The 24538-nt window shown below is 73.8% G+C and carries 11 protein-coding genes and 1 pseudogene; 9 read left to right on the top strand and 3 right to left on the bottom strand.

All coding sequences use genetic code 11. The features are described 5' to 3' along the window. The 3 genes and pseudogenes from B124_RS31535 to B124_RS31525 all read left to right on the top strand — a co-directional run. On the top strand, window positions 1-977 hold a 977-nt coding region (locus B124_RS31535; RefSeq protein WP_496506421.1), incomplete at its 5' end, for an acyl carrier protein. A gap of 53 nt (window positions 978-1030) precedes the next feature. Further along, window positions 1031-2719, top strand: a pseudogene (locus B124_RS31530) (type I polyketide synthase); the annotation flags it as partial. Further along, entirely contained in the window at window positions 2702-3427 is a 726-nt protein-coding gene (locus B124_RS31525) for an acyl carrier protein (RefSeq protein WP_496506423.1), read from the top strand. The pseudogene B124_RS31530 and the gene B124_RS31525, both read left to right, overlap by 18 nt. An 84-nt stretch (window positions 3428-3511) precedes the next feature. On the opposite strand, the gene B124_RS31520 is transcribed toward B124_RS31525, so the two are convergent. Next, a complete protein-coding gene (locus B124_RS31520) occupies window positions 3512-4936 on the bottom strand; it encodes an NAD(P)/FAD-dependent oxidoreductase (RefSeq protein ID WP_496506420.1) in 1425 nt (474 codons plus the stop codon). Between the two features lie 188 nt (window positions 4937-5124). On the opposite strand from B124_RS31520, the gene B124_RS31515 reads away from it, so the two are divergent. The 6 genes from B124_RS31515 to B124_RS31490 all read left to right on the top strand — a co-directional run bounded on the left by B124_RS31515 (window position 5125) and on the right by B124_RS31490 (window position 12246). Beyond that, window positions 5125-5358, top strand: a complete 234-nt coding sequence (locus tag B124_RS31515) for a ferredoxin (RefSeq protein ID WP_496506419.1) — start codon at window positions 5125-5127, stop codon at window positions 5356-5358. A 104-nt stretch (window positions 5359-5462) separates the two neighbouring features. Further along, window positions 5463-6665 (top strand): cytochrome P450, encoded by a 1203-nt coding sequence (locus B124_RS31510; protein WP_496506418.1) that lies wholly within the window; start codon window positions 5463-5465, stop codon window positions 6663-6665. A 4-nt stretch (window positions 6666-6669) separates the two neighbouring features. Next, the gene (locus B124_RS31505; RefSeq protein WP_496506417.1) at window positions 6670-7710 is read left to right on the top strand and encodes a 3-oxoacyl-ACP synthase III family protein; all 1041 of its coding nucleotides are present in this window, start codon (window positions 6670-6672) and stop codon (window positions 7708-7710) included. Window positions 7711-8025: 315 nt separating this feature from the next. Beyond that, window positions 8026-9927 carry an HAD-IIIC family phosphatase gene (locus B124_RS31500; protein WP_496506416.1) on the top strand — a complete coding sequence of 634 codons (1902 nt, stop codon included), beginning with the start codon at window positions 8026-8028 and terminating at the stop codon, window positions 9925-9927. Then, window positions 9924-10970, top strand: coding sequence for an alpha/beta fold hydrolase (locus tag B124_RS31495; RefSeq protein ID WP_496506415.1), 1047 nt, complete (start codon window positions 9924-9926; stop codon window positions 10968-10970). Before B124_RS31500 ends, B124_RS31495 begins: the two co-directional genes overlap by 4 nt. Before the next feature lie 505 nt (window positions 10971-11475). Further along, window positions 11476-12246 (top strand): AfsR/SARP family transcriptional regulator, encoded by a 771-nt coding sequence (locus B124_RS31490; RefSeq protein WP_496506414.1) that lies wholly within the window; start codon window positions 11476-11478, stop codon window positions 12244-12246. Between the two features lie 106 nt (window positions 12247-12352). Here B124_RS31490 and B124_RS31485 read toward each other — a convergent pair whose 3' ends face one another. Together B124_RS31485 and fabD are read right to left on the bottom strand one after the other, a co-directional pair. Continuing rightward, window positions 12353-16870: a beta-ketoacyl synthase N-terminal-like domain-containing protein gene (locus B124_RS31485; RefSeq protein ID WP_496506413.1), complete on the bottom strand. Its 4518-nt coding sequence runs from the start codon at window positions 16868-16870 to the stop codon at window positions 12353-12355. Between the two features lie 30 nt (window positions 16871-16900). Then, entirely contained in the window at window positions 16901-24373 is a 7473-nt protein-coding gene (gene fabD / locus B124_RS31480) for an ACP S-malonyltransferase (RefSeq protein ID WP_496506412.1), read from the bottom strand. Window positions 24374-24538 lie beyond the last annotated feature (165 nt).

Below are 24538 nucleotides of genomic sequence, written 5' to 3'. Positions count from 1 at the left end.
CCAAGGTCGACGCCGCCCACCACCTCCACCACGCCACCAAAAACCTGAACCTCGCCCACTTCGTCCTCTACTCCTCCGCCGCCGGCACCCTCGGCAACCCCGGACAAGCCAACTACGCCGCCGCCAACACCTACCTCGACGCCCTCGCCCACCACCGCACCCACCACGGCCACCCCACCACCAGCCTCGCCTGGGGCTACTGGCAACAAACCACCAGCCTCACCAGCCACCTCACCACCCACCAGCAGAACCGCACCGGCACCCCCCTCACCACCGACCACGCACTCCACCTCCTCGACACCGCCCTCACCACCAACCAACCCCACCACCTCTGCACCCCCCTCAACCCCAGCACCCTCCGCACCACACCCCACCTCCCCCCACTCCTCCGCGACCTCGTACCGGCCCACCGCCGCATCGCCGCGCGGACGCACGGTGCGCAGCCTTCGGGGACGGGCCTGGCCGCCCGGCTCCAGGCGCTGCCGTCGGAGGGGCGGCAGAAGCTGCTGCTCGACGTCGTGTGCAGCGCCGTCGCCGCGGTCCTGGGGCACGGTGGCGCGGACGCGATCGATCCGTACCGCCCCTTCAACGAGCTGGGCTTCGACTCACTCACCGCCGTCCAGCTCCGCAACCGCCTCACCGACGCCACCGCGCTCCGCCTGACCTCCACGCTGATCTTCGACTACCCCACGCCGAACGATCTGGCCCGGTACATCGGCGAGAGCATCGGCATCGACGAGGTGAGCGCAGAAACCGCCTTCCTGGCGGAGATCGACAAGCTCGAACTGACACTGATCGAACGTTCCGCAGAGGACGCCGGGCGAGTGAAGGTGATGCGCCGACTCCAGGCACTCCTCACCCGCCTCAACGAGACCGCACGCACGGCGCCGGACGGCGAGGACATCGAGACGAAGCTCCGTTCCGCGTCCAACGACGAACTCTTCGACCTGCTCGACAGCGATCTCGACCTTTCCTGACCCCGGCGGCGCCCTCGCCGCCCCAGCAATTCCGTACAGAGGAGCGACGACCAATGTCGGACGAAGCCAAGCTTCGGGAGTACCTGACCCGCGCAGTCGCCGAGCTGCACCAGACGCGGCAGCGCCTGCAGGACGCCGAGACGGCAAGGCAGGAGCCGATTGCGATCGTTTCGATGGCCTGCCGGTACCCGGGCGGGGTGCGTTCGCCCGAGGATCTGTGGCGGCTGGTCGCCGAGGGCACGGACGCGATCTCCGGGTTCCCCGGAAACCGCGGCTGGGACGTCGAGAACCTCTACGACCCGGACCCCGACCACACCGGGAAGAGCTACGCCCGTGAGGGCGGTTTCCTGCACTCTGCAGACGAGTTCGACCCGGAGTTCTTCGGGATGAGCCCGCGGGAGGCCACGGCCACGGATCCGCAGCAGCGGCTGCTGCTGGAGACGGCCTGGGAGGCGTTCGAGCGCGCGGGCATCGACTCCCACTCTCTCAAGGGCAGCAAGACGGGAGTCTTCGCCGGGGTGATGTACGACGACTACACCGGCCGACTCATGCACCAGATCCCGGAGGGCTACGAGGGCTTCCTGGGCAACGGCGGTGCCGCGAGTGTGGCGTCGGGTCGGGTGGCGTACACGTTTGGTCTTGAGGGTCCGGCGGTGACGGTGGACACGGCGTGTTCTTCGTCGTTGGTGAGTATGCACTTGGCTGCGCAGGCGTTGCGTAATGGTGAGTGTGAGCTGGCTCTTGCCGGTGGTGTGACGGTGATGGCGACGCCGGGTGTGTTCGTGGAGTTCTCGCGGCAGCGGGGGCTGGCGCCTGACGGCCGGTGCAAGCCGTTCGCCGATGCGGCGGACGGCACGGGCTGGGGCGAAGGCGTCGGCCTCGTCCTCCTGGAGCGCCTCTCCGACGCCGAGCGGAACGGGCACGANNTCCTTGCGGTGCTGCGNGGNTCGGCNGTCAACCAGGACGGCGCNTCCAANGGNCTNACNGCNCCNAACGGNCCNTCNCANCAGCNNGTNATCGANCAGGCNNTGGCNAGTGCGCGGTTGAGTGCGGGTCAGGTTGATGCGGTTGAGGCGCACGGTACGGGTACGACGCTGGGTGACCCGATCGAGGCGCAGGCGTTGTTGGCCACGTACGGTCAGGCGCACACCGAGGAGCGCCCGTTGTGGCTGGGTGCGGTGAAGTCGAACATCGGGCACACGCAGGCCGCGGCGGGTGTCGCCGGTGTCATCAAGATGGTCGAGGCGATGCGCCACGGGGTGCTGCCGCGCACCCTGCACGTGGATGAACCCTCCAGCCACGTCGACTGGAACACCGGCCATGTCGCCCTGCTCACTGAAGCCCAGCCCTGGCCGGAGACGGGTGAGCTACGGCGCGCGGCGGTCTCGTCGTTCGGGATCAGCGGCACCAACGCGCACGTGATCCTGGAAGCCGGTCCCCAGCCCGGGCAGCCGGCCGGGCCCGGGCAGTCACCGAAGCTGGTCGACAAGTCGACCCCGGTGCCGGTGGTGGTCTCGGCCCGTTCGACGGCCGCGCTCACGCAGGTCGCGGGCCGGCTGGCGGACTACGTGGAGGAGCACCCGCAGGTTGAGGTGGGCGCCTTGGCGGCGCGACTGTGGTCTGGCCGGGCGAAGCTGGAACACCGGGCCGGTGTCGTCACCGCTGACCGCGACGAACTCCGCGAAGCGCTCACCGCTCTGGCCGCCGGTGCTACGCACCCGGCGCTGGTCACCGGCCCGGGGCCGGCCGATGCCCAACCCCACCACCTCTGCACCCCCCTCAACCCCAGCACCCTCCGCACCACACCCCACCTCCCCCCACTCCTCCGCGACCTCGTCCACCGTCCGGCCCGGCGCGCCGCCGCCGCTGCGGCGTCGGGCGCGGCGGGGCGCACCGCGCTGGCGGAGCAGCTCGCGGCGCTTCCCGAGACGGAGCAGCGGCACAAGGCCGTTCTCGACATCGTCCGCAGCAACGTCGCCGCGGTCCTGGGTCACAGCACCGCGGATTCCGTCGACCCCCACCGCCCGTTCAAGGAGCTCGGCTTCGACTCCCTGACGGCTGTCCAGCTCCGCAACCAGCTCACCACCGCCACCGCACTGCGCCTCCCCGCAACCCTGATCTTCGACCACCCCACCCCCGAGGCGCTGGCCGGCCGGATCCTGACGGACCTGATGCCGGAGACGGTCAGTGCGTCGCGGCGGGTGATTGCGGAACTGGACGCGCTGGAGCTGGAGTTGAAGCAACTGGCGGCGGACGAGTCGGAGCGCTCGCGGATCACGCTGCGGCTGCAGACGCTGCTGTCGAACTGGAATGAGGCGCGGCCGGAGCCGGCCGAGGATGTGAGCAGCAAGATCCAGGAGTCGTCCACGGAGGAGATCTTCGACTTCATCGACCAGCAGCTTGGTCGTACGGACGGCAACGAGGGGGCAGCTTCGACGCCCGGGCAGTGACAAGCCGGTAAAGAACGAACCGCCCGCCGTGGTCACGGCGGGCGGTTCCTTTGTTGCTTTGTTTTCAAAGAGCGTCGGCTTTTTCTACGTCGCCGCCGCCCGCAGCACCGCCGCCTCCGCGTCCTTCAGCGGCGCAGCCGTCAGCGGCGGCCGGGCCGGCTGCCGCAGCGCCGCCAGGAATTCGGGCGTCTCCAGGCTGCCCAGCGGTGCGGTGAGCGTGGTGACGGCCGTGAGGGCATCGCAGACGCGCTCGTTGCCGAGCGAGGCGCTGGTGACCAGGTCGGCGAACCCCTGCCGCTGCGCGGCCTGGGTGGTCAGGCGGGGGTCGCTGACGGAGGCCCTGTTGGCGGGGTAGCACAGGTCCTGCGAGGCGGAGAGCAGCCATGGCGCGTCGGCGACGGCGGCGATGGCCTTCTGCGCCGTGCCGGCCAGGCCGGGCTTCAGTCCGCCCGCGCGGCTCAGGCAGGTCTCCAGGGCCTGGGCGGACTGGGCGGCGAGGCTCATGCCGTGGCCGTGGATGGGGTTGAGGGACGCCACGCAGTCGCCGAGCGCGACGAGCCCTTCGGGGCGGTCGGCGAGGCGGTCGAGGTGCATGCGGCGGTTGAGGGTGCTGCGGGTGGTGCGTACGGGCGTCAGGGGCTCCGCGGCGTAGATCAGGTCGGCGACGACGGGGTCGCGCAGGCTGCGGGCGAACGCGGCGAAGCGCTCGTCGTCGGCCGTCGGTTCGCCGCCGCGGGTGCCGGAGAGGGTGATGATCCAGCGGCCGTCCTCGATGGGCAGGAGCAGGCCGTTGCGTCCGGGCTGGCCGGTGCGGTGGTCGGCGTAGACGCTGACGACGGGGAAGGGCCGGGGGGCGCCGGCGGGGGCGCGGAAGACGCGGGTGGCGTAGGTGAGTCCGGTGTCGACGCTCTCCTCGGTGGCGGGCGGCAGGCCCAGGTCGGTGAGCCAGTGCCGCAGGCGGGAGCCGCGGCCGGTGGCGTCGACGACGATGTCGGCGCTCAGCTCGCGCGTGGCACCGTCGGAGGCGCGTACGCGGACACCGGTGACCGACTTGCGGTCGCCGAGCAGCCCGTGCGCCTCGGTCCGCGTCAGCACCTCGGTGTCCGGGTGGTTCAGCGCGGCCTCGCGGACGATGTGGTCGAGGAGGGGGCGGGTGCACGTGAGGGCGTAGTGGGAGCCGGGGAAGCGGTGCTGCCAGCCGTAGGCGCTGTAGAGGACCATGTCCTCCTTGACGCCGATGCGGTGGGCTCCGGCGGCGCGCAGCCGGTCCAGGGTGCCGGGGAGCAGCGCCTCGATGGCTTCGGCGCCGCCGGACCACAGGATGTGCGCGTGCCGGCCCTGCGGGACGCCCTTCCGGGGCTCGGGCAGGTCCGGGTAGGTGTCGCGTTCGACGACGGTGACGTGGTCGACGTGGTCCCGCAGGGCTCGTGCGGCCAGCACGCCGGCGAGGCCGCCCCCGAGTACGACTCCGTGAACTCGGGTGTTCGGGCCACGGGTTGCTTCCGCCATTGCTTGTTCCGCCCTTTCCGCATGGTCGGTGCCGGGCGGTTGCCGTATGCCGCCCGGTTCACCATGCGGGCTCCGGCTTGGGGGTGACTTGCCGGTTTCTAAAGCCTTTTCCGGCTACGAAGGCGGGCATGAATGGCCTTACGCTCGGGCCGGTTCAACGGATCCGAGTTTCCGGGAAGGATGCCCTCATGCGGGATTCCTCCATGCAGGTCGAGACCGAGATCGGGCGGTGCGTGTCGTCCGGCATGTGCACGCTCCTGGCCCCGCAGGTCTTCGACCAGGATGAGGTGACAGGTCAGGTCGTCGTACGGGAAAAGCACCCCGCCGAGGACCAGTGGGAGGTGGTGGACGAGGCCGTGCGTTCCTGCCCGGGGCAGGTCATCCGGTTCGAGGAGACGGCCCGGTCGGCCGAGGCGCCTTAAGCACGCCCAAGTCCGCCTTAAGGCCGTGAGCCGAGGGTGGACGCAAAGGCGTGGACCGGCAGTGCCGGCCCCGCGGCTTCGCATGCGGAGGAAGGAAACGCGTCATGTCGGACACGCTGTCCACGCCGCCCCGGCGGTTGCCGACCGAGCGCCCGCGCCCGCTGGACCCGCCGGAAGTGCTGGGCCGGCTGCGTGCCGAGGAGCCGGTGAGCCCGCTGCTGTATCCGGACGGGCACGTGGGCTGGCTGGTGACGAGTCATGCGGCGGCCCGGAAGGTCCTCAGCGACCAGCGGTTCAGCGCCCGGGGCGACATCAAGAAGGTGCCGTTCGAGGTGCCGTCCGGCAGCCGGCCCTGGGAGAAGGTGCCGCCCGGCTTCTTCATGCACATGGACCCGCCGGACCACACCCGCTACCGGCGGCTGCTCACCGGCCAGTTCACGGTGCGGCGGATGAAGGCGCTGGAGCCGCGGATCGAGGAGATCACCGAGCAGCACCTGGACGAGATGGAGCGGCAGGGGCCGCCCGCGGACCTGGTGCCGGCGTTCGCGCTGCCGATCCCGTCGCTGGCCATCTGCGAGCTGTTGGGCGTGCCGTACGGAGAGCGCCGGCGTTTCCAGGACCACTCGACGACGGTGATGCGCATCGGCTCGTCCGGCGAGGAGGTGGCGGCGGCCTTCGCCGCGATCTACGGGCTGATCCACGAGCTGGTGCAGCTCAAGCACAAGGAGCCCGAGGACGACCTGCTGAGCGGACTGATCGCCACCGGCGAGCTGGACGACGCGGAGCTGACCGGCATCGGGATGCTGCTGCTGATGGCGGGGCACGAGACGACCGCCAGCATGCTGTCGCTCGGCACGTACGCGCTGCTGCGCCACCCCGAGGAGGTCAAGCGGCTGCGCGAGGACCCGACGCTGTTCGGCAACGCCGTCGAGGAGCTGATGCGGTACCTGACGATCGCCCAGTTCGGTGTTCCGCGCACCGCGCTGGAGGACGTCGAGCTGGAGGGCAAGCTCATCAAGGCGGGCGACGGGGTCACGGTGTCCCTGGCGGCGGCCAACCGTGACCCGGGGCGCTTCGGGGACGCGGACAGCTTCGACGTCGGCCGCTCCACCTCCGGGCACATGGCGTTCAGCTACGGCATCCACCAGTGCCTGGGCCAGCAGATGGCCCGGGTGGAGATGCGGATCGCGTACTCGGCGCTCTTCCGCCGGTTCCCGGACCTGCGGCTGGCCGTCGACCCGGACGAGGTGCCGCTGCGCGCGGAGGCCACGATGTATGCCGCGAGCCGGCTCCCGGTGGCCTGGTGATCACGTGCTCGTTCTGAACCCGGAGCGCGACCTGCGGGTCGCCGGCCTCGGCACGGCGTCCCCCGGCCCGCTGATCGACAACGCCACGCTCGGCCGCCGTATGGGCCTGGGCCCGATGTGGGAGCAGTGGGCGGAGGCGTTCGTCGGCACGAAGTCCCGCCATCTCGCGGTGGATCTGGAGACCGGTGAGCCGCGGTTCTCGCTCGCCGACCTCGGTGAGACGGCGGGCCGGCGGGCGCTGGCCGCGGCCGGCCTGGAGCCGTCGGACGTCGACGTGATGGTGATGGGCACCGCCATGCCCGACATGCTGATGCCGACGACGGTGAACGTCGTCGCGGACCGGCTGGGCATCGACCAGGTGCCGACGTACCAGATGCAGTCCGGGTGTTCGGGCGCGGTGCAGGCGCTGTCGGTGGCGGCGGGGCTGCTGCTGTCCGGCAGCCACCGCACGGCGCTGGTGCTCGGCGGCGACGTCTCGGCGAAGCTCGTCGACCCGGACATGGACGCCGCCGCGCTGCCGCCCGCGCAGTTGGTGAACCTCATGCTCTTCGGGGACGGTGCCGGCGCGCTGGTGCTGACCGCGGAGCCGTCGCCGGGGCCCGCGCTGCGGGCGGTGTTCACGAAGCTGGTGGGGCTGGGCCGCGAGCCCGGGCAGACACTCGACTGGTACGGCGCGAGCCGCCGGTTCGACGGCCCGCCGGTGAGCGAGGACTACAAGGCGATCGAGGCGGCGGTGCCTGAGATGGCCGCGGAGTCGGCCGAGGAGCTGCTGCACGAGCTGGGCTGGAAGCCGGACGAGCTGGCGTACGTGCTGCCGCCGCAGTTGTCGGGGCGGATGACGGCGCTGATCCGGGAGCGGATGGGCTCGCCCGAGGCGCAGGAGGTCTCCTGCGTCGACGAGACCGGCAACAACGGCAACGCGCTGGTGTTCTTCCAACTGGAGCGGCTGCTGCCGAAGCTCGCCGCGGGCGACCGGGCCCTCGGCGTCGCCATCGAGTCGAGCAAGTGGATCAAGTCGGGCTTCGCCCTGGAGGCGACCGCCTGACGGGATCGCAGAAGTCCAGTACGGGTGCCGCGCGCCGCTGTTCACGCAGCGGTGCGCGGCGCATCCGTGCACAGAAGGTCCCGGTGGGGGCGTCCTTCCAGGGGCGTACGGCAGCGGCGCAGGCGCGTGTGCGCCCACGTCCCGGCGCTCCCTCTGCCCGGCCGCGCCCGCCTCCGCGGCTTCGTCCGACCGCTTTAGCCGCCTCCAAGACCCCGTCAAGCCCCGCTGGCGAGGCTGAGGGCGGTCCGCCCGCGCCCCCTGTCGCCGCGACGTCCGGCGGCCCGCCGCGATGGTCCACCAGGAGGTGTGAGATCCGTGTCCGCTGCCCCCGCTCCCCCGCCCTCCGCGCCCGATCCCGTCGCGGAGCTGCACCGGTCCCAACGGCTGGTCGCGGAGTACCCGAGACTGCCCGCGCTGCTGGGTCAGCTCGGCCCGGACGAACGGCAGCGCGCCGGGCGGCTGCTGTCCCGCCTGTCCCCCGACGAGGTACTCGCCAGCCACCCCGGCATTCCAACCGTGTCCGTCGCGGTCACCGGGCACGGCACTACCGCCGGCATCGTGCCGCCGCTCACCATGGAGCTGTCCCGGCACGGCATGCTGCTGCGCCCCCACGTCGCGGACTACGGCGGCTGGCTGTTCGACCTGGCAGACCCCGCCAGCGAGGTCTACGCCGCCGGCACCGACCTCGTGGTGTGTCTGCTGGCCGCCGGGATCGTCTTCGACGAGGTCCCGCGCCCGTGGCGGCCCGAGGACGTCGAGCGGGTGCTGACCGAGAAGGTGCACCTTCTCGACAAGCTCGCCGCCACCCACGGCTCCTCCGGCTCCGGCACCCTCGTCTACACCACGATGCCGCTCCCCCGGGAGTTCACCGCCCAACTCGTCGACCACCGCTCCCGCGCCCGGCTCGGTGCCGTCTGGCGCGAGGGCAACGCCCGGCTGCTCGGGCTGATGGACGACCACCCGGGTCTCGTCGTCCTGGACCTCGACCCGGTGCTCTCCGGCCCCGCCGCACTGGCCGAGGCCCGTCTGGCGACCTACGCCGGCACGCCCTTCGGGTCCGAGCTGACCGCCGCCGTCGCACGCGAGGTCGCGCACCTCGCCCGCGGCCGGTCCGGGCGGGCGAAGAAGGTGCTCGCGGTCGACCTGGACAACACGCTGTGGGGCGGCGTGCTCGGCGACGACGGCCCGGAGGGCATCGAGGTGGCCGACGGCCGCACGGGGCACGCGTTCCAGCACATGCAGCGGGTGGTCAAACAGCTCGCCTCGCGCGGGGTGCTCGTCGCCGCCGTCAGCAAGAACGACGTGGATCCCGTACGCGAGGTGCTGCGCACCCACCCCGAGATGACCCTGCGCGAGGACGACTTCGTCCGGGTGGTCGCCAACTGGTCGCCCAAGCACGACAACCTGCGGGCGCTGGCGGCGGACCTCAACCTCGGCCTGGACTCCTTCGTCTTCGCCGACGACAGCTCCTACGAGTGCGGCCTGGTGACCCGCGAGCTGCCCGAGGTCACCGTGCTCCACCTCGACGGCGACCCCGCGCTGCACGCCGAGCGGCTGCTCGCCGACGGCTGGTTCGACGTGCGCGACCTCACCGAGGACGACGTCCGGCGCCCCGAGCGCTACCGCGAGGAACTGGTCCGCAAGGACTTCCTCGACTCCTTCTCCTCGCTGGACGACTACCTGCGGGAGCTGGACGTACGGGTCGAACTGGCCGCCGCCGCCGAGGCCGACGTGCCGCGCGTCGCCCAGCTGACCCAGCGCACCAACCAGTTCAACCTGACCACTTGGCGGCTCCAGCAGGACGAGGTCGGCTCCCGGGCCGGCTCGCCGGACACGCTGGTCCTGGCCATCCGCTCCGGCGACCGCTTCGGCGACAACGGCCTGGTCGGCGCGGTGTTCGTCCGGACCGACGAGCCCGTGTGGCACATCGACAACTTCCTGCTGAGCTGCCGGGTCTTCGCGCGCGGCATCGAGCAGGGCTGCCTCGCCGCGCTCCTGGCGCACGCCCGGGACAAGGGGGCCGAGGCCGTTACGGCGCGGTACGTGCCGTCGCCGAAGAACGGCAAGGTCAGGGACTTCTATTCACGGAACGGCTTCGACACCCACGAGCACGCCGAGGACGGGACCACCGGCTTCCGCCACGATCTGCGGCAGATCGACGCGGTGCCCGGTCACCTCGCCCTGACCGTGCGCTGGGAGCAGGAGGGATCACGATGAACGACGTCACCGAACTCAAGGAGTTCGCCCTCGTCCACGCCAAGGCGCTGCAACTGCCTGCCGAGCGCTACGAGAAGGTGCTCGACCGCATCACCAACGACGAGGACGGCGCCCCCGGCTCGTGGACGGCGGAGTGGTCGGCGGAGGCTGCGGAACTCGACGGCGACGGGGAGTTGCTGCGGGCGTTCCTGTGCTACACCATGGCCCGCTTCCCCGTCGTGGACGGGCCGGCGCGGCAGGCGGCGTACGAGAAGTGCCGGTCGGTGTTCGACCGCTGGCGCGCCGGTCAGGCGGGCATCGAGCGGGTCACAGCGCCGCTGGCCGACGGCGAGGTGGTGGCCTGGGCCGGCGGGCTGTCGGCCGCGGAGCCCCGGCCGGTGCTGCTGGTGACCGGCGGGATCGTGAGCCTCAAGGAGCAGTGGGCGCCGGTGACGCTCCAGGCGGCGGCGCTGAACATGGCCATCGTCGTCACCGAGCTGCCGGGCGTGGGCGAGAACACTCTGCCGTACGACCGGGAGAGCTGGCGGATGCTGCCCGCCGTGCTGGACGCGATCGCGGACCGGGCGGACGTGGCCGACACGTACGCGCTCGCGAACAGCTTCGGCGGGCACCTGGCGCTGCGCTGGGCCGGGCACGACGCCCGGCTGCGCGGCATCGTGACGTCGGGTGCGCCGGTGAGCGGGTTCTTCCGTGACGCCGACTGGCTGCGCGGTGTGCCGGGGATCACCCGGCACACGCTGGCGCGGCTGACGGGCACGGACGAGGGCGAGGCGGGCGGCGATGACGCGCTGCACAAGACGCTCGCCGACTGGGCGCTGACGCCGGAGGAACTGGCGGCGCTGGAGATACCCGTCTGCTACTCCGCCAGCCTGCGCGACGAGATCATCCCGCCCGGGGACCCGGCGTTCCTGCGGCAGCACGTCAAGCGCGTCAGCATGAACGAGTTCGACGACGTGCACGGCGCGCCGGCGCACGTGCAGCGCACCGTGGACTGGACGTTCGGGTCGCTGCTGGCGATGCGCCAGGGTCTCGCTCCGCGCTGACGCCGCCCGGCCGTTCACGCCCCTCGCGCTTCGCACGCCCCTCAACCCGCCTCCCCCGTCCAGGTCTGTCCGCCGGAACCCCGCTGCCGGTCCCGTGGTGCACCAGTGGTGTGCCACGGGACCGGCAGCGTCCGTTGTGCGGTCACCGGGACCGGACGGGCACATCCCGGTGCCGTCGGCGCTCGGATATCGGGCAGTGGATACGTCGCGGTGAATACCGGGCATTTGCCGGAACGGCGGATGATCACGGCGCCGGGGCGAGGGGCGTGAATGCCCCGCACACGCCCCCGGCCGGACAACGCAATACCCCGTACAGCACATAGGGGGGACTTAGGGGTGGGTAGGGGTTTCGGCACCCCCTGTGCCCTCCATTAGCCTGCAAAGGTCTCTACAGCATCGCCGCGTGACACACAAGCTCCCCTGCCTGAAGCGGCGGGAGAAATTGAACAAAAGTGCAATGAAAACTGAACACTTCGGTCAAGAAAAATTCATCGGGGGTTGAAAAGTGCAGTACGAAATACTCGGACCCGTCCGGGTGGTGGACAACCGCGGCAGCAGATTCGTGAGCGCCAAGAAGATGCAGGTGCTCCTCGTCCTGCTCCTGATCCGCGCCCGCCAGGTGGTCTCGATCGACGAGGCCATAGCCGAAATCTGGGGCCAGAACCCGCCGCGCCGCGCGACCGCGGGCATCCATGTCTACATCTCCCAGCTCCGCAAGTTCCTCGGCGAGCCCGGCAGCCGGAACAACCCGATCCTCACCCGGCCGCCCGGCTACCTCCTGCACCTGGAGGACGACGAGTTCGACGTGGACCGCTTCCAGGAGCTGCTGCACCGGGGCCGCCTGCACCTCAAGGAGGGCCAGCCGGAGCAGGCCGTGACCGCCTTCAAGAGCGGGCTGTCCCTGTGGCGCGGCCCGGTCCTCGGCGACCTGTGCGACGGGCCGGTCATCGCGGGCTTCGCCACGTGGCTGGAGGAGACCCGGCTCGAGTATCTGGAGTGGCTGGTGGAGGCGCAGTTGAGCCTCGGGCTGCACCGCGAGCTGATCGGCCGGCTGTCTGCACTGACGGCCGAGTATCCGCTGCGGGAGACGTTCTACCGCCAGTTGATGCTGGCCCTGTGCCGGTCGGAGCGGCAGGCCGACGCACTGCGTACGTACCAGCAGGCCAGAAACCGGCTCAACGAGGAACTCGGCCTGGAGCCCTGCCGGGCGCTGCGTGACCTGCAGCAGGCCATCCTCGTCGCCGACGAGCGGCTGGAGCTGCCCGCGGCGGTGTGAGGGGCCGCCCCGGTTGAGTGCGACGAGGGGCGGGCGAAGCCACCGGCTTCGCCCGCCCCTTCGGCTTGCCCGCCGCCGCGCCCGCGGCGAGCGAGCCGCGCCGGCTTCAGGCCCGTACCGGCTGCCGCAGCCGCGCGGTCATCTCCGCCAGAACGTGCGGGCCGCTCTGGTCGCCGTGGACGAAGAAGTGGTCGCCCGGTACGACCAGCAGCTCGAACCCGCCGTCCGTGAGCGGTCGCCAGCCGTCGGCGTGCTGTACGGCGACCACCGGGTCGTCGGCGCCGTGGAACGCGGTCACCGGCACCCGCAGCGGCGGCTCCGCCGGGTCGTGCCGGTAGCTCTGCACCACCCGCAGATCCGCGTAGCCGGCGCCGTCCATCGCCACGTCCGCCTTGCCCGCCAGGTGCTCGCCCAGCTCCGCGCGCAGCGCCGTGCCGTACAGCCGCGGCTGCTCCCGCCGGACCCGCGCCAGCTCCTCGTGCTCCGGCATCTGCTCGAAGCCGAGCCGCTGCGTCACCGCGCGCAGCCGGGCGCCGAGCGGGTTCTCCCCACCGGTCGGCGCGCTGAACGCGCCGACGAACAGGTGGCGCAGCAGATCCCCGTACTCCGCGCCCAGCCGGTGGGCCAGCCGGTACGCCAGGAGGGCGCCCATGCTGTGCCCGTAGAAGGCGAACGGCCGGTCCAGGTACGGCTTGAGGGCCTGCGCGACGGCGTCGACGGCGTCGACGGCGTCGACGAGGCAGCGCTCGTCGGCACGCTCCTCCCGGCCGGGAAGCTGTATGGGGAGCACCTCGACGCCGGCGTCCGCGCGGCCCGGCCAGTCCCGGTACAGCGAGGCGCCGCGGCCGCCGTACGGCAGGCAGAACAGCCGGACGGCGGCGTCGTCCTGCGGCGTGGACGGCAGCCAGAGCCTGCCGTCCACGTCGTACGGGCGGGGCGCGGCCGGCTCGTCGCCCGCGACGGACCCCGCGAGGCGCTCCACCACCTCATCCAGCGAAGGCCCGGCGATGAGCAGGTCGACCGGGAGGTCGACGCCGGTCTCGGCCCGTACCCGCTGCCGCAGCTCCAGCGCGGCGAGGGAGTCCAGGCCCGTCTCGGCGAGCGGCCGGCTGCCGGGGACCTCGGCGCGCGGCAGTTGCAGCAGTTCTGCGACCATGCCGGTGAGCAGGTCCCGCAGCGCGGCGGCGCCGTCCGCGCCGCGCCAGCGGCGCTGTGCCGCGTCGTCGCGTACGCCGTCGGCGGGCGTCTGGTACGTGCCGGCGCCCGGGCTGATGACGCTGATCTCGGTGCCGCGGCCCCAGCCGACCGCCGCGCCGTCCTCAGCGCACAGCAGGTGCTCGCCGACCAGCAGGTCGCCGACCGGCGCGGTCAGCCGCACATGGCACCACAGGGCGCCGTCCGCCGGGGCGCCGAAGCCCACCTCGCCGAGGCGGGCGGTCATGAACAGGTCCCGCTCGGCCAGTTGCGGGCCGGCGGCGAGCGCATAGAGCTGCACGCAGGCGTCCAGCATCCCGGCGGGCACGGGGAGTTCGCGGTCCGGCCGGCCGGCGGCGGCGCCGGTCTCGGCTGGTGCCGGCGGACGGAACCTCGCCAGCACCTCGCCCTCGCCGAGCCACGCCTCGTCGACCCACTCGACGGACGGGCCCAGCGGGACGCCGCGTTCGGCCATCTGCCGGTAGAACTCGGCACCGTCCACGTGCACGGGGCAGCGCTCACGGATCTCCGCCCGCGCCGCTGCCGGCAGCGTGCCGGCCGCCGCGCTGCCGTCGGGGCGCAGCCGGCCGGCGGCGTGCCGGTGCCAGCCCTCGTCGCCCGGCTGCCCGGCTGCCGGTGACGCGTCGCCGGCCTGTCTGCTGTGTACGGAGAACTCCGCCCAGCCGTCGCCGTCCGCCGGGCCGAGAACCAGGTGCACGGTGCGCTCCTGGCCGCGGGAGAGCGTCAGGGCCCGCTCGAACCGCACGTCGTCCAGCCGCAGCCCGGTGCCGGCGCGGGCCGCAGAGGCCAGCAGCTCCTGGTAGTAGCCGACGTGCAGCACCCCGGCGGTGTCGGCGAGTTCGGGCAGGACCGCGCGGCTGACGGCGGTGGTGTACTGGCGCTGCGCGAGCGGCGAGGCGACCTGCCGCAGTGCGAGCGCGCCCACGGGTGCACCGGCCCCGGACGCCGCGGGAGCGGCATCGACGAGTGCCGCGGCGTCCGGGCGGTGCCCACGGCGTCGGAACGTCTGGCCCGGCAGGTCCAGCCGGGAGCGTTCGTAGCCGTCGTCGACGGCGGACCAGTCGACGTCCTGGCCCGAGACGTGCCGCTCGGCCAGCCAGTCGAGGAGTTCGTGCCAGATGTCGCCGCCGGGCAGCCCCCGGATCTCGCCGGTGGCGGGCCGCGCCGAGGGGCCGCCGACGTGGACGAGGGTGTCGTAGCCGTGCGCGGCGAGGGCCGCCGCGGCGGCCTCCGGCCGGACGCTGGCGCCGGGGCGCAGCCAGAACGCGGGGTCGGCCGCCTGGTCCGCGCGCGCCTCGCCGGCGTCGGGTCCGTGCAGCAGCCGCAGCGCGCGGGGGCGGGCCGGCGGTGCGGGCGGCGGTGCCGCGGCGCCGTGGCGGGCCGCGAGCAGGGCGCCGGCGGTCGCGGCGTCGAGGGCGCCGCTGAGGACGGTGGCGGCGAGGTCCCCGGGGGCGGCGCCGCCCGCGACGGCGCCGGCGGTGATGCCCCAGTCGGCGAGCGTGCGCACCAGGGCGATCTGGCCGGCCACGGTACGGACGTCGGCGGCGAGAGCGGTGTCGCCGCCGACGTCGGACTCCGCGGCCGGGGGCCGCAGTTCGGCCGTGCACCTGTCGAGGTGTGCACGGAAGCCCGGGTGCGTGGCGTACAGGGTCTCGGTGATGCGCTCCGCGGCGGGCGCGGTGGCGTCGAGGAGGAAGGCGACCGGCGGCGCGGGGGCCCGGTCGCGGGCGCTGACCGCTTCGGCCGCGGCGGTCTGCCGCCGTCCCGCGGCCGGTTCCGGTCCGTCGCTGGCGGCGAGCGCCGTGAGCCGGCGTGCCAGGTCGTCGCGGGAGTCGGTGACGAACGCGGCGCGGTGGGCGAAGTGCGCGCGGCGGGCGGTGGCGGTGTGGCAGAAGTCCGCGAGCGTCGCATCGGGGTGCGTCGCGAGCCACTGGCCGTGGCGGGCGGCGGACTCGCGCAGGCCCTCGGGGTCGCGTGCGGAGAGCGCGAAGACGTGGGCGGGGCGCTCCGGCCCCGCGGTGCGCGGCGGTGCGGCGTCCGGCTCGGTGAGGACGACGTGCACGTTGGTGCCGGAGAAGCCGAAGGAGCTGACGCCCGCGGTACGGGGCCGGCCGTCGCCGCGGCTCGGCCAGGGCGCCGTCCGGTCGCACAGCGCCACCGGCAGCCGCTCGACGCCGAGCCGCGGGTTGGGCTTGTCCAGGTGCAGCCCGCCGGGGATCTCGCCGTGCCGCAGCGCGAGTACGGTCTTGATCAGGCCGGCCACCCCGGCGGCGGCCTCCAGGTGCCCGATGTTGGACTTGACGGCGCCGATGCGCAGCGGCGCCCCGGGGTCGCGGCCGGCGCAGAGCACGTCGGCGGCGGCGCGTACCTCGATCGGGTCACCCAGCGGGGTGCCGGTGCCGTGCGCCTCCAGGTAGTCCACAGCCCGCGGTTCGACTCCGGCCGCGGCGACGGCGTCGGCGATCAGCTCGCGCTGCGCGCGGCCGTTGGGGACGGTGAGCCCGCTGGTACGGCCGTCGTGGTTGACGGCGGAGCCGCGGATCAGGGCGAGCACCGGGGCCCGTACGGCGGCGGCGTCCGAGGCGCGCATAAGGGCGACCATGCCGCTGCCCTCGGAGCGTACGTAGCCGTCGGCGGCGGCGTCGAAGACCTTGCACTTGCCGTCCTCGGCCAGCGCCTCCATCCGGCACAGCGCGACCATCACGGCGGGCGACATCATGGCGCTGACGCCGCCGGCCAGGGCGGCGGTGCACTCGCCGCGGCGCAGGCTCTCGACCGCCAGGTGCACCGCGAGCAGCGACGACGAGCACGCGGTGTCCAGCGCGAGGGCCGGTCCGCGCAGCCCGAAGGTGTGCGCCACGCGGCCGGCGGCGACGCTGATCGCCGAGCCGGTGGCGGTGTACGGGCCCGCCTCGCGCGGCGACCGGGGCAGCAGGGTGTTCTCGGAGCCGGAGACGCCGACGAATACGCCGACGCGCCGCTCCGCCCTGGTGCCCGACAGCAGCCCGGCGCTCTCCAGCGCCTGCCAGCTCGTCTCCAGCAGCAGCCGGTGCTGCGGGTCCATGTCGCGGGCCTCGGCGTCGGTGATGCCGAAGAACCCGGCATCGAACGCGTGGGCGCCCTCGGCGAGGAACCCGCCGCGGCGGGTGTACGAGGTCCCGGGCTCGCTCCGGTCGGACGAGTACCAGCCCTCGACGGGCCACCGGTCCCGCGGTACGTCCACGACGCCGTCGCGGCCCTCGCGCAGCAGCTCCCAGAACCGCTCCGGGCCGTCCGCGCCGCCGGGGAAGCGGCAGCCGAGGCCGACGACGGCGATGGGCTCCGCGGCCCGCGCGCGCAGCTCGTCCACCTGCTCGCGCAGGGCGCGTACGGCATCCAGCGAACGCCTGAGCAGTGCCTTGTCCGTCATCACCGTTTCCTCTCCCCCGCGTGCCGTGTGCTAGAGCCCCAGCTCGGCCAGGACGCCCTTCAGCTCGATCTCCACCGTCGAATCGCCCGTCGCGGCGGCGGACACGCCGCCGGTCGCGGTGGCCGCCCCGGGTTCCGGCTCCCCGGCCCCGGCCGCCGGCGGCTCGATCCGCAACACCCGCTGCAGCTTGTCCCGTTCGGCGTGCACCACCCCGAACTCCGGCCGGGCGTGGTGCAGCGCCGCGTCGAAGGCCGCGGTGCCGACCGCGTTCTCCAGCGGCGTCAGGCCCAGGCGGCGGCGTACGAAGCCTTCGGTGGCCTCGTCGACCCGCATGCCGCCGTCGCGCCAGAACGGCCAGACCAGGGCGATGCTCGCGCCGGACCGCTCGCCCGCCGCGCACAGTTCGTCGCGGCGCCGGCTGAAGGCGTTCAGGAAGCGGCTGGCGAAGGCGTAGTCGACCTGGCCGGGGTTGCCCGCGAGCGCGGCGAGCGAGGAGAAGACCATGAAGAAGTCGAGATCGTCGCCGGCGGTCGCCGCGTCGAGGTGGACGGCGCCGTCGACCTTGCCGGCGAGCACCGTGCCGATCTCGTCGGCGGTCTTGTTGGGCAGCAGCCCGTCGCGCAGCACGCCGGCGGAGTGGATGACGCCGTGCACGCCGCCCCACCGGTCGCGGGCGGCGGCCAGGATCCGTTCGACGTCGCCGCGGTCGGCGACGTCGGCGCGCTCGTAGTGGACGTCGGCGCCGAGGGCGCGGATGTGCTCCAGCGTCTCCCGGCGCTCACCAGTCAGCGCCGAGCGGCCGGCGAGCAGCAGGTTCACCCGGGCCTGGCGGGCGAGGTGTTCGGCGAAGAGCAGGCCGAGGCCGCCCGCGCCGCCGGTGATGACGTACGTGCCGCCGGCCCTGACCGCGACGCCGGCCGGTGCCTCGGGGCGTACCGCGGGCAGTTCGCGGAGCCTGCGCACCCGGCGGCCGTCCGCGTCGTGGCGGACCTCGGCGTCGGCGCGGGCGTCCGCGGCGAGTTCGGCTTCGCAGGCGCGCAGCAGGGCGTCCGCGGGCTCCTCGCCGGTGGCGGTGCGCACGGCCACGGCCTGTTGGACGAGCCGCGGGTTCTCGTGGTCGACGCTGCGGGCGAAGCCGCCGAACGCCTCCGCGAGCGGATCGGGCCGGGCGCCGGCGTGGGCGTGGACGCGCAGCAGCCGTACGGGGGCGCGCAGGCCCTGCCGCAACAGCGCCTGGCTGAGGTGGAAGACCGAGGTGAGCGCGGTGCGCGGGTCGCTCCAGGCGTGCAGCACGGTGACGGGCGGGGCGTCGAGGCCGGCGAGGAGCGAAGCGTGGTCCTGGGCGGATTCGGCGCGTACGGTACGGCCGTCGCCGGCCACCTCGTACGCCTCGCCGGGCCGGACGCCGACGACGGGCGCGGCGCCGGTGTGCCGGCCGCGTACCCGCTCGGCGAGGGCGCCGTCGTCGTCGAAGACGAGCACGGGGCCGGTCAGCCACGAGGCGGGGCCCTCGGGGGCGGCGGCCGGCTCCCAGTCGGCGGTGTAGTGCACGACCTGCGGGGCGTCGGCGGAGTCGGGCTCCGGCGGCGCCGCGGCGAGGTCCGCCGGTGCCGTCGGGTCCGCCGGCGCCGGGGCCGCCGGGGCGGGGACGTCGTCGAGACTCAGCTCGTCCAGCAGGTAGGTGGCGAGGTCGTCGATGCACGGGTAGTCGAAGACCACTCCGGCGTACAGGACCAGGCCCAGCGCCTCTTCCAGCAGGTTGCCGAGGCGTACGGCCATGACCGAGTCCATGCCCAGCTCGAAGAAGCCGCGCTGCCGGTCCGGCGGGCTGTCGGGCGGGAACTCCAGCAGGCCGCCGAGGGTGTGCTGCATCCGCGCGGCCAGCAGGGTGTGGCGCTCGCTGGCGGGCGCGGCGGCCAGCGACGCCAGCAGGTCCGTCGCGGCGGCAGCCTCCGCCGCCGGGGCCGCCGCCGGGGCCGCCGGCTCCGGGGCGGTCCGCGGCGCGGGGACGGGGGCCGGCACGGCCGGTGCGGTCGGCCGTGCCGGGTTCGTGGCGCTCGGCTCCAGCCAGTAGCGCTCCTGCGAGAAGGGGTACGTCGGCAGCGACACCCGGCGTCCGCCGGTGGTCCTGGCCGCCCAGTCCGCCTCGCCGCCCGCCGCCCACAGCGCCGCGGCCTGCTCCGGCGCGGCGTCCGCGGGCACGGCGGGCGCGGCGCCGGACCGGCCGGGGCGGCGGCCGACGCTGACGTGCCCGTCGGCGTCGTCGCCGGCGGCCACGCGCGCGAACCGCTCGGCGGCCTCGGCGAGCGTACGGGCCGCGAACGCGGCGCGGTGCTCCATCGCCTCCCTGCCGTGCTGGAGCGTGTACGCGACGTCCGCGGGCCGCGGCGTCTCCGGGTCATCGGCGCCTGGCTCCGCGGGCAGCGCGCGCAGGAACGCCGCCATGCGGGCCGCGTACGCCCGCAGGTTCTCCGGCGTACGGGCGGACAGCGGGAAGACCAGCGGCCGGCCGGCGCCGGCGGCCGGGGCGGGCCGGGCCGGGGCCTCCTCCAGGATCAGGTGGACGTTGACCCCGCCGGCGCCGAAGGAGCTGACGCCGGCTCGGCGCGGCCCTGCGACTCCGCCGCCGGGCCCGGGCAGCACCGGCCGCTCCCAGGGCGCCCGTTCGCGCTGCACGGCGAACGGGGTGCTGTCGAGGTCGAGGTTCGGGTTGAGCTCCGGGGTGTGCAGCAGGGAGGGCACGAGCGTGCCGTGCCGCAACTGCAGGACCACCTTGGTGACCTGGGCGATGCCGGCCGCCGCCTCGGCGTGGCCCATGGTGGCCTTCACCGACCCGATGGCGCACGCCGGCCGGCCGTCGCGGCGGTGCGGGGCGACGGCGTCCGCGTACGCCTCGGTCAGGCCGCGGACCTCGATGGGGTCGCCGAGGCTGGTGCCGGTGCCGTGCGCCTCGACGTAGCCGATGGTGCCGGCGTCGACCCCGGCGTCGGCGAGTGCGGCGCGTACCAGCTCGGCCTGGGCGACGGGGTTGGGCACGCCGTAGCCGTAGGTGCGGCCGTCGCTGTTGACCGCCGAGCCCTTGATGACGGCGTGGATCCGGTCGCCGTCGGCCAGCGCCCGCTCCAGCGGCTTGAGGAGCACCGCGCCGACCGCCTCGGCCGGTACGTAGCCCGTGCCGCCCTCGGCGAAGGCGCGGCACCGGCCGTCCTCGGCGAGGAACCCGGCCTCGGCGAGCATCACGTACTTGCTCGGATGCAGCGACAGGTTCACCCCGCCGGCCAGCGCCATGGCGCACTCGCCGCGGCGGATGGCGGCGACGGCCAGGTGGACGGCGTAGAGGGAGGAGGAGCAGGCGGTGTCCAGGGTCAGGCTGGGGCCGCCGAGGTTGAGCAGGTGGGAGACGCGGTTGGCGATGGAGAAGGTCTGCGAGCCGACGATGCGCCAGACGCCCTCGTCCAGGTCGCTGCCCGCGTACATCTGGTAGTTGTTGTACGTCACCCCGGCGAAGACGCCCACCGAGCCGCGCTCGTCGCCGAGTCGGGGGTCCGCCAGCGAGGCGGGGGTGTAGCCGGCGTCCTCCAGGGTCTCCCAGGCGGTGGTGAGAAAGAGCCGCTCCTGCGGGTCGAGCAGCCGGGCGTCGCGCGGCGAGATGTGGAAGAACTGCGGGTCGAAGGCGTCGATGTCGTCCAGGAAACCGCCCCAGCGCGGCCACTTCTCGCCGAACCTCTCGCGTGCCAGCTCCGCGAAGCGGCGGTAGCCGGGGCGGTCGAGGGGGATCTCGTCCACGCAGTCGTCGCCGCTCAGCAGCCGCTCCCAGAAGTCCGCCAGCGTGGGGGCCTTGGGGTAACGGCCGCTGATGCCGACGATGGCGACGTCCCCGTTCCCGGCACCCGCGGGGACGGGCCGGGCGGCGGAGGCCGCAGGCGTCGTCGCGGCGCGCAGCTCCGTGGCGGGTATCACCGCGGCAGGCGTCGTCGCGGCAGGAATGGCCGCGGCGGGAACAGCCGCGGCGGGCAGGGTGCGTGCGCGGCCGGCCATGTGCCGGGCGAGCGAGTCGAGGTTCTTGTACGTGAAGAGCGTGGCGCTGTCGACCGGCCCGTAGTGCTCCTCCAGCCGTCGGCGCAGCTTCTCCACCAGCAGGGAGCTGAGCCCCAGGTCGTCGAAGCCGGCCCGGGGGTCGATCTCCTCCGGCCGCCACTTCAGCTCCTCGGCGAACAGCCGCACCAGGTGCGCCAGTACGGCGTCCTGCGTCGCTCCCGCACCGCTCGGCAGCGCGGCCGGCGCCGCGGCGGGGGCCAGGGCCGTGACCACGGGCGGCGCGGCGAGCGCCGGCTGCGCCCGGCCGGGGACGAGCGGGACGAGCGGCACGAGGTCCTGCGGGCGGATGCGGCGGCGCTCGAAGGGGTACGTCGGCAGGGGCGTGCGGCGCAGGGGACGGCCGCCGCGCAGCAGCGCCCAGTCGAAGTCCGCGCCGGCCGCCCAGAGCCGGGCCAGGGCCGCGGTCTTGCCCGCGGCGGCGAGGGCGTCGAGGTACGTGCTGCCCTCGGGGCCGGCGAGCAGCGCGCGGGACAGGTCCGCGGCGCCGGCGGCCTGCCCGCTCCACCAGGTGTCGCCCTGGCCCTCGCCGCGCAGGAAGTGCACCAGCGCGTCGTACAGTTCGTCGGCGTCGGCCGCGACGACCGCGAGCCGTGCCGCCATCGGCTCCCGGCCGAGCTGGAGGCTGTCGGCGAGCGCGGTGAGCGCGAAGTCGGCGGTGCCCTCTGCGGGCGCGTGCAGGTCGAGGTGGCGGGCCAGCTCGCGGGCGTAGTCGCGCAGCGCCTCGGGCGTACGGGCCGACAGCGGGATCAGCAGCGGAGCGCTCGGCGCCTCGTCGGCGGCGGGCTCGTGCGCGTACTCCTCCAGCACGACGTGCGCGTTGCTGCCGCCGAATCCGAAGGAGCTGACGCCGCAGCGGCGGGGGGTGGCGGGGCCGTCCTGCGGGGTGGGCCGCGGCCAGTCGCCGGCGCGGTCGCCGATGCGGAAGGGGCTGCCGTCCAGGCGGATGTACGGGTTGAGCTTCTCGAAGTGGCGCAGGGCGGGCAGCTTCCCGTACCGCAGCGCCTGCACCATCGTGACCAGGCCGGCCAGTCCGGCTGCCGCCTCCAGGTGCCCGATGGCGGTCTTGACCGAGCCGAGGGTGCAGTGCGGCGCCGCCGGGGCGTCGTGGCCCCAGGCCGCGTAGAGGCGGGCGAACGCCTGCTTGAGCCCCTCGATCTCGATGGGGTCGCCGAGGCTGGTGCCGGTGCCGTGGGTCTCCACGTGGGTCGCGGTCGCCGGGTCGAGTCCGGCGGCGCGCCAGGCGTCGACGATGACGTCGGCCTGCGCCTCGGGGCTGGGTGCGGTCAGCGAGGCGGCGCGGCCGGAGTGGCCGACCGCGCTGCCGCGTATCACGGCGTGGATGTGGTCGCCGTCGGCCTCGGCGGCGGCCAGCGGCTTGAGTACGACGGCGACGACGCCCTCCCCGCGTACGTAGCCGTCGGCGGACTGGTCGAAGGTCTTGCAGTGGCCGTCCGGGGCGAGCATCCCGGCCAGCTCGAAGCACTCGAACGGGGTGGGGCTGAGCATGAGGTTCACGCCGCCGGCGATGGCGAGCCCGCACTCACCGGCGCGCAGGCTGCGGATCGCGCGGTGCACGGCGACGAGCGAGGAGGAGCATGCGGTGTCGATCGCCTCGCTGGGGCCGCGCAGGTCGAGCTGGTACGAGACCCGGTTGGGCAGCACGGCGTGGGAGAGCCCGGTGGCGGTGTGCGCCTGGGGGCCCGCGGTGCTGTGGCCCAGCACCTCGGCGTAGTCCATCGAGCTGAGCCCGACGAACAGGCCGGTGCGGCTGCCGGCGAGGGCGTCGGGGCGGCGGCCCGAGTCCTCGACGGCCTTCCACACGGTCTGCAGGAAGAGCCGCTGGTGGGGGTCCATCAGCTCGGCCTCGTGCGGCGAGATGCCGAAGAACGAGCAGTCGAACGCATCGACGTCGTCGAGGAACGCGCCCCGGGCGCGGGCGGCGCGCTCGGGTCCGGCCCAGTCGCGCCAGCGGCCCTCGGGCACCGGGGTGACGAGTTCGTCGCCGGCCAGGAGGCGCTGCCAGAAGCCCTCCAGGTCCGCCGCCCCGGGCAGGACGGCACTGAGGCCGACGACGGCGACGGGGTACGGGTCCGGCAGCGGGGCGTCGTCCTCGGGTGCGCGGCCGGCGCCGCGGAAGACGGTGCGCGGGGTGTCGTCGCCGGCGTCGGGGTAGCGGGCGGAGACGAGGTCGTGGTGCTCGGTCAGCAGGTGGCGCGCGAACGCCTCCAGGGTGAAGTGCTCGAAGAACACCGACGGGGTGAGGTCGACGCCGAGGTCCCGGCGCAGCAGGTCGGCGAACTCGATCAGCCGGATCGAGTCGAAGCCCAGCTCGCTCAGCTCCGTCTCGCCGCGGACGACGGCGGGTTCGACCTTCAGCACCTGCGCGACGGTGGTGCGCAGGTCCTTCAGGAGTGCCTGGTGCAGTTGGACGGCCGGGGTGCCCGCGGGCCGGGCGCGGTCGCGCTCGGGGCGCCGCAGCCGCAGTTCGCCGCCGGTGTCCTCCGCCGGGTGGGGAGCCGGCGCGGCCTTCGCCGCTTCCGCCGCCTGAAGGGCACGGCGCTCCTCGTCGCGCCGGGTGGCCTTGATCAGCCCGCGCATGGCCCGGCCGGGCCCGACGGGTTTGATGTCCGCGACCCCCAGCGCGATGAGGTAGCGGACGGTGTCGGTCCAGCGCACCGGGTGGTCGAGCTGGCGCACCAGGGCGGCGGCGACGTCGTCCGCGTACGGCAGGGCGGTCACGTTCGAGATGACGGGCACACGGGGCGGCGCGAGGGTGAAGCCGGTCAGGAACTCGGCGAACTCCCCCTGGATCTGCGACATGTACGGGGAGTGGAACGCGCCGCTGACGCGCAGCACGGTGAACAGGCCCGCGCCGGCCTCCTCGAAGGCGGCGCGGGCGCCCGCCACGTCCTCGCGCGGGCCGGCGACGACGATCTGCGTGGGGTTGTTGTAGTTGGCGATCGACAGGTTCTCCAGGCCCGGGCGGGCCAGGAGTCCGGCGACCTGCTCCGCCGTCAGCCCGACGACCGCGGCCATGCCGCCGTCGGCCACCCGCGACATGAGTTCACCGCGCTTGGCGACCAGCCGCAGCCCGGTGGCGAAGTCGAAGGCCCCGGCGGCATGCAGAGCGTTGTACTCGCCGAGGCTGTGGCCGGCGAGATAGTCGGGCTCCGTGCCGCCGTCGGCGCGGTGGGCCAGGTGGCTCAGTGCGTTGACGACGAAGAGCGCGGGCTGCGTGTACTCGGTGTTCTGCAGCCGCCCGCCGGCGTCGTCGCGGCACAGCTCCTCGATCGAATAGCCGAGTATCTCGTCCGCACGGGCGACTTCCTCCGGGAACCTGCCGAAGAGCTGCGCACCCATCCCTTTGTGCTGCGAACCCTGACCTGGGAATGCGAGCGCAAACATCTCGAGTCGTTCCTTCAGTATGCGTCGGTGAAATCCCGGTTCGGGACCGCGGGTACTTTATGGCCACGCTGCCCTGGCTGCGCAGCACTATTCTGCCGTTACATCGTGATTGAGCGGACTAAGAGAGCTCTAGTGGCCCGCTAAAGCCTGGACCTGGGAATACCC

The sequence above is a fragment of the Streptomyces sp. CNP082 genome (assembly GCF_059570535.1).
This window is presented reverse-complemented; position numbering and strand designations above follow the sequence as displayed.

Excerpts from the sequence above, each read along its gene's own strand:
- B124_RS31520 (WP_496506420.1), bottom strand. The coding sequence starts at position 4,936 with ATGGCGGAAGCAACCCGTGGCCCGAACACCCGAGTTCACGGAGTCGTA.
- B124_RS31515 (WP_496506419.1), top strand. The coding sequence starts at position 5,125 with ATGCGGGATTCCTCCATGCAGGTCGAGACCGAGATCGGGCGGTGCGTG.
- B124_RS31510 (WP_496506418.1), top strand. The coding sequence starts at position 5,463 with ATGTCGGACACGCTGTCCACGCCGCCCCGGCGGTTGCCGACCGAGCGC.
- B124_RS31495 (WP_496506415.1), top strand. The coding sequence starts at position 9,924 with ATGAACGACGTCACCGAACTCAAGGAGTTCGCCCTCGTCCACGCCAAG.
- B124_RS31485 (WP_496506413.1), bottom strand. The coding sequence starts at position 16,870 with ATGACGGACAAGGCACTGCTCAGGCGTTCGCTGGATGCCGTACGCGCC.
- fabD (WP_496506412.1), bottom strand. The coding sequence starts at position 24,373 with ATGTTTGCGCTCGCATTCCCAGGTCAGGGTTCGCAGCACAAAGGGATG.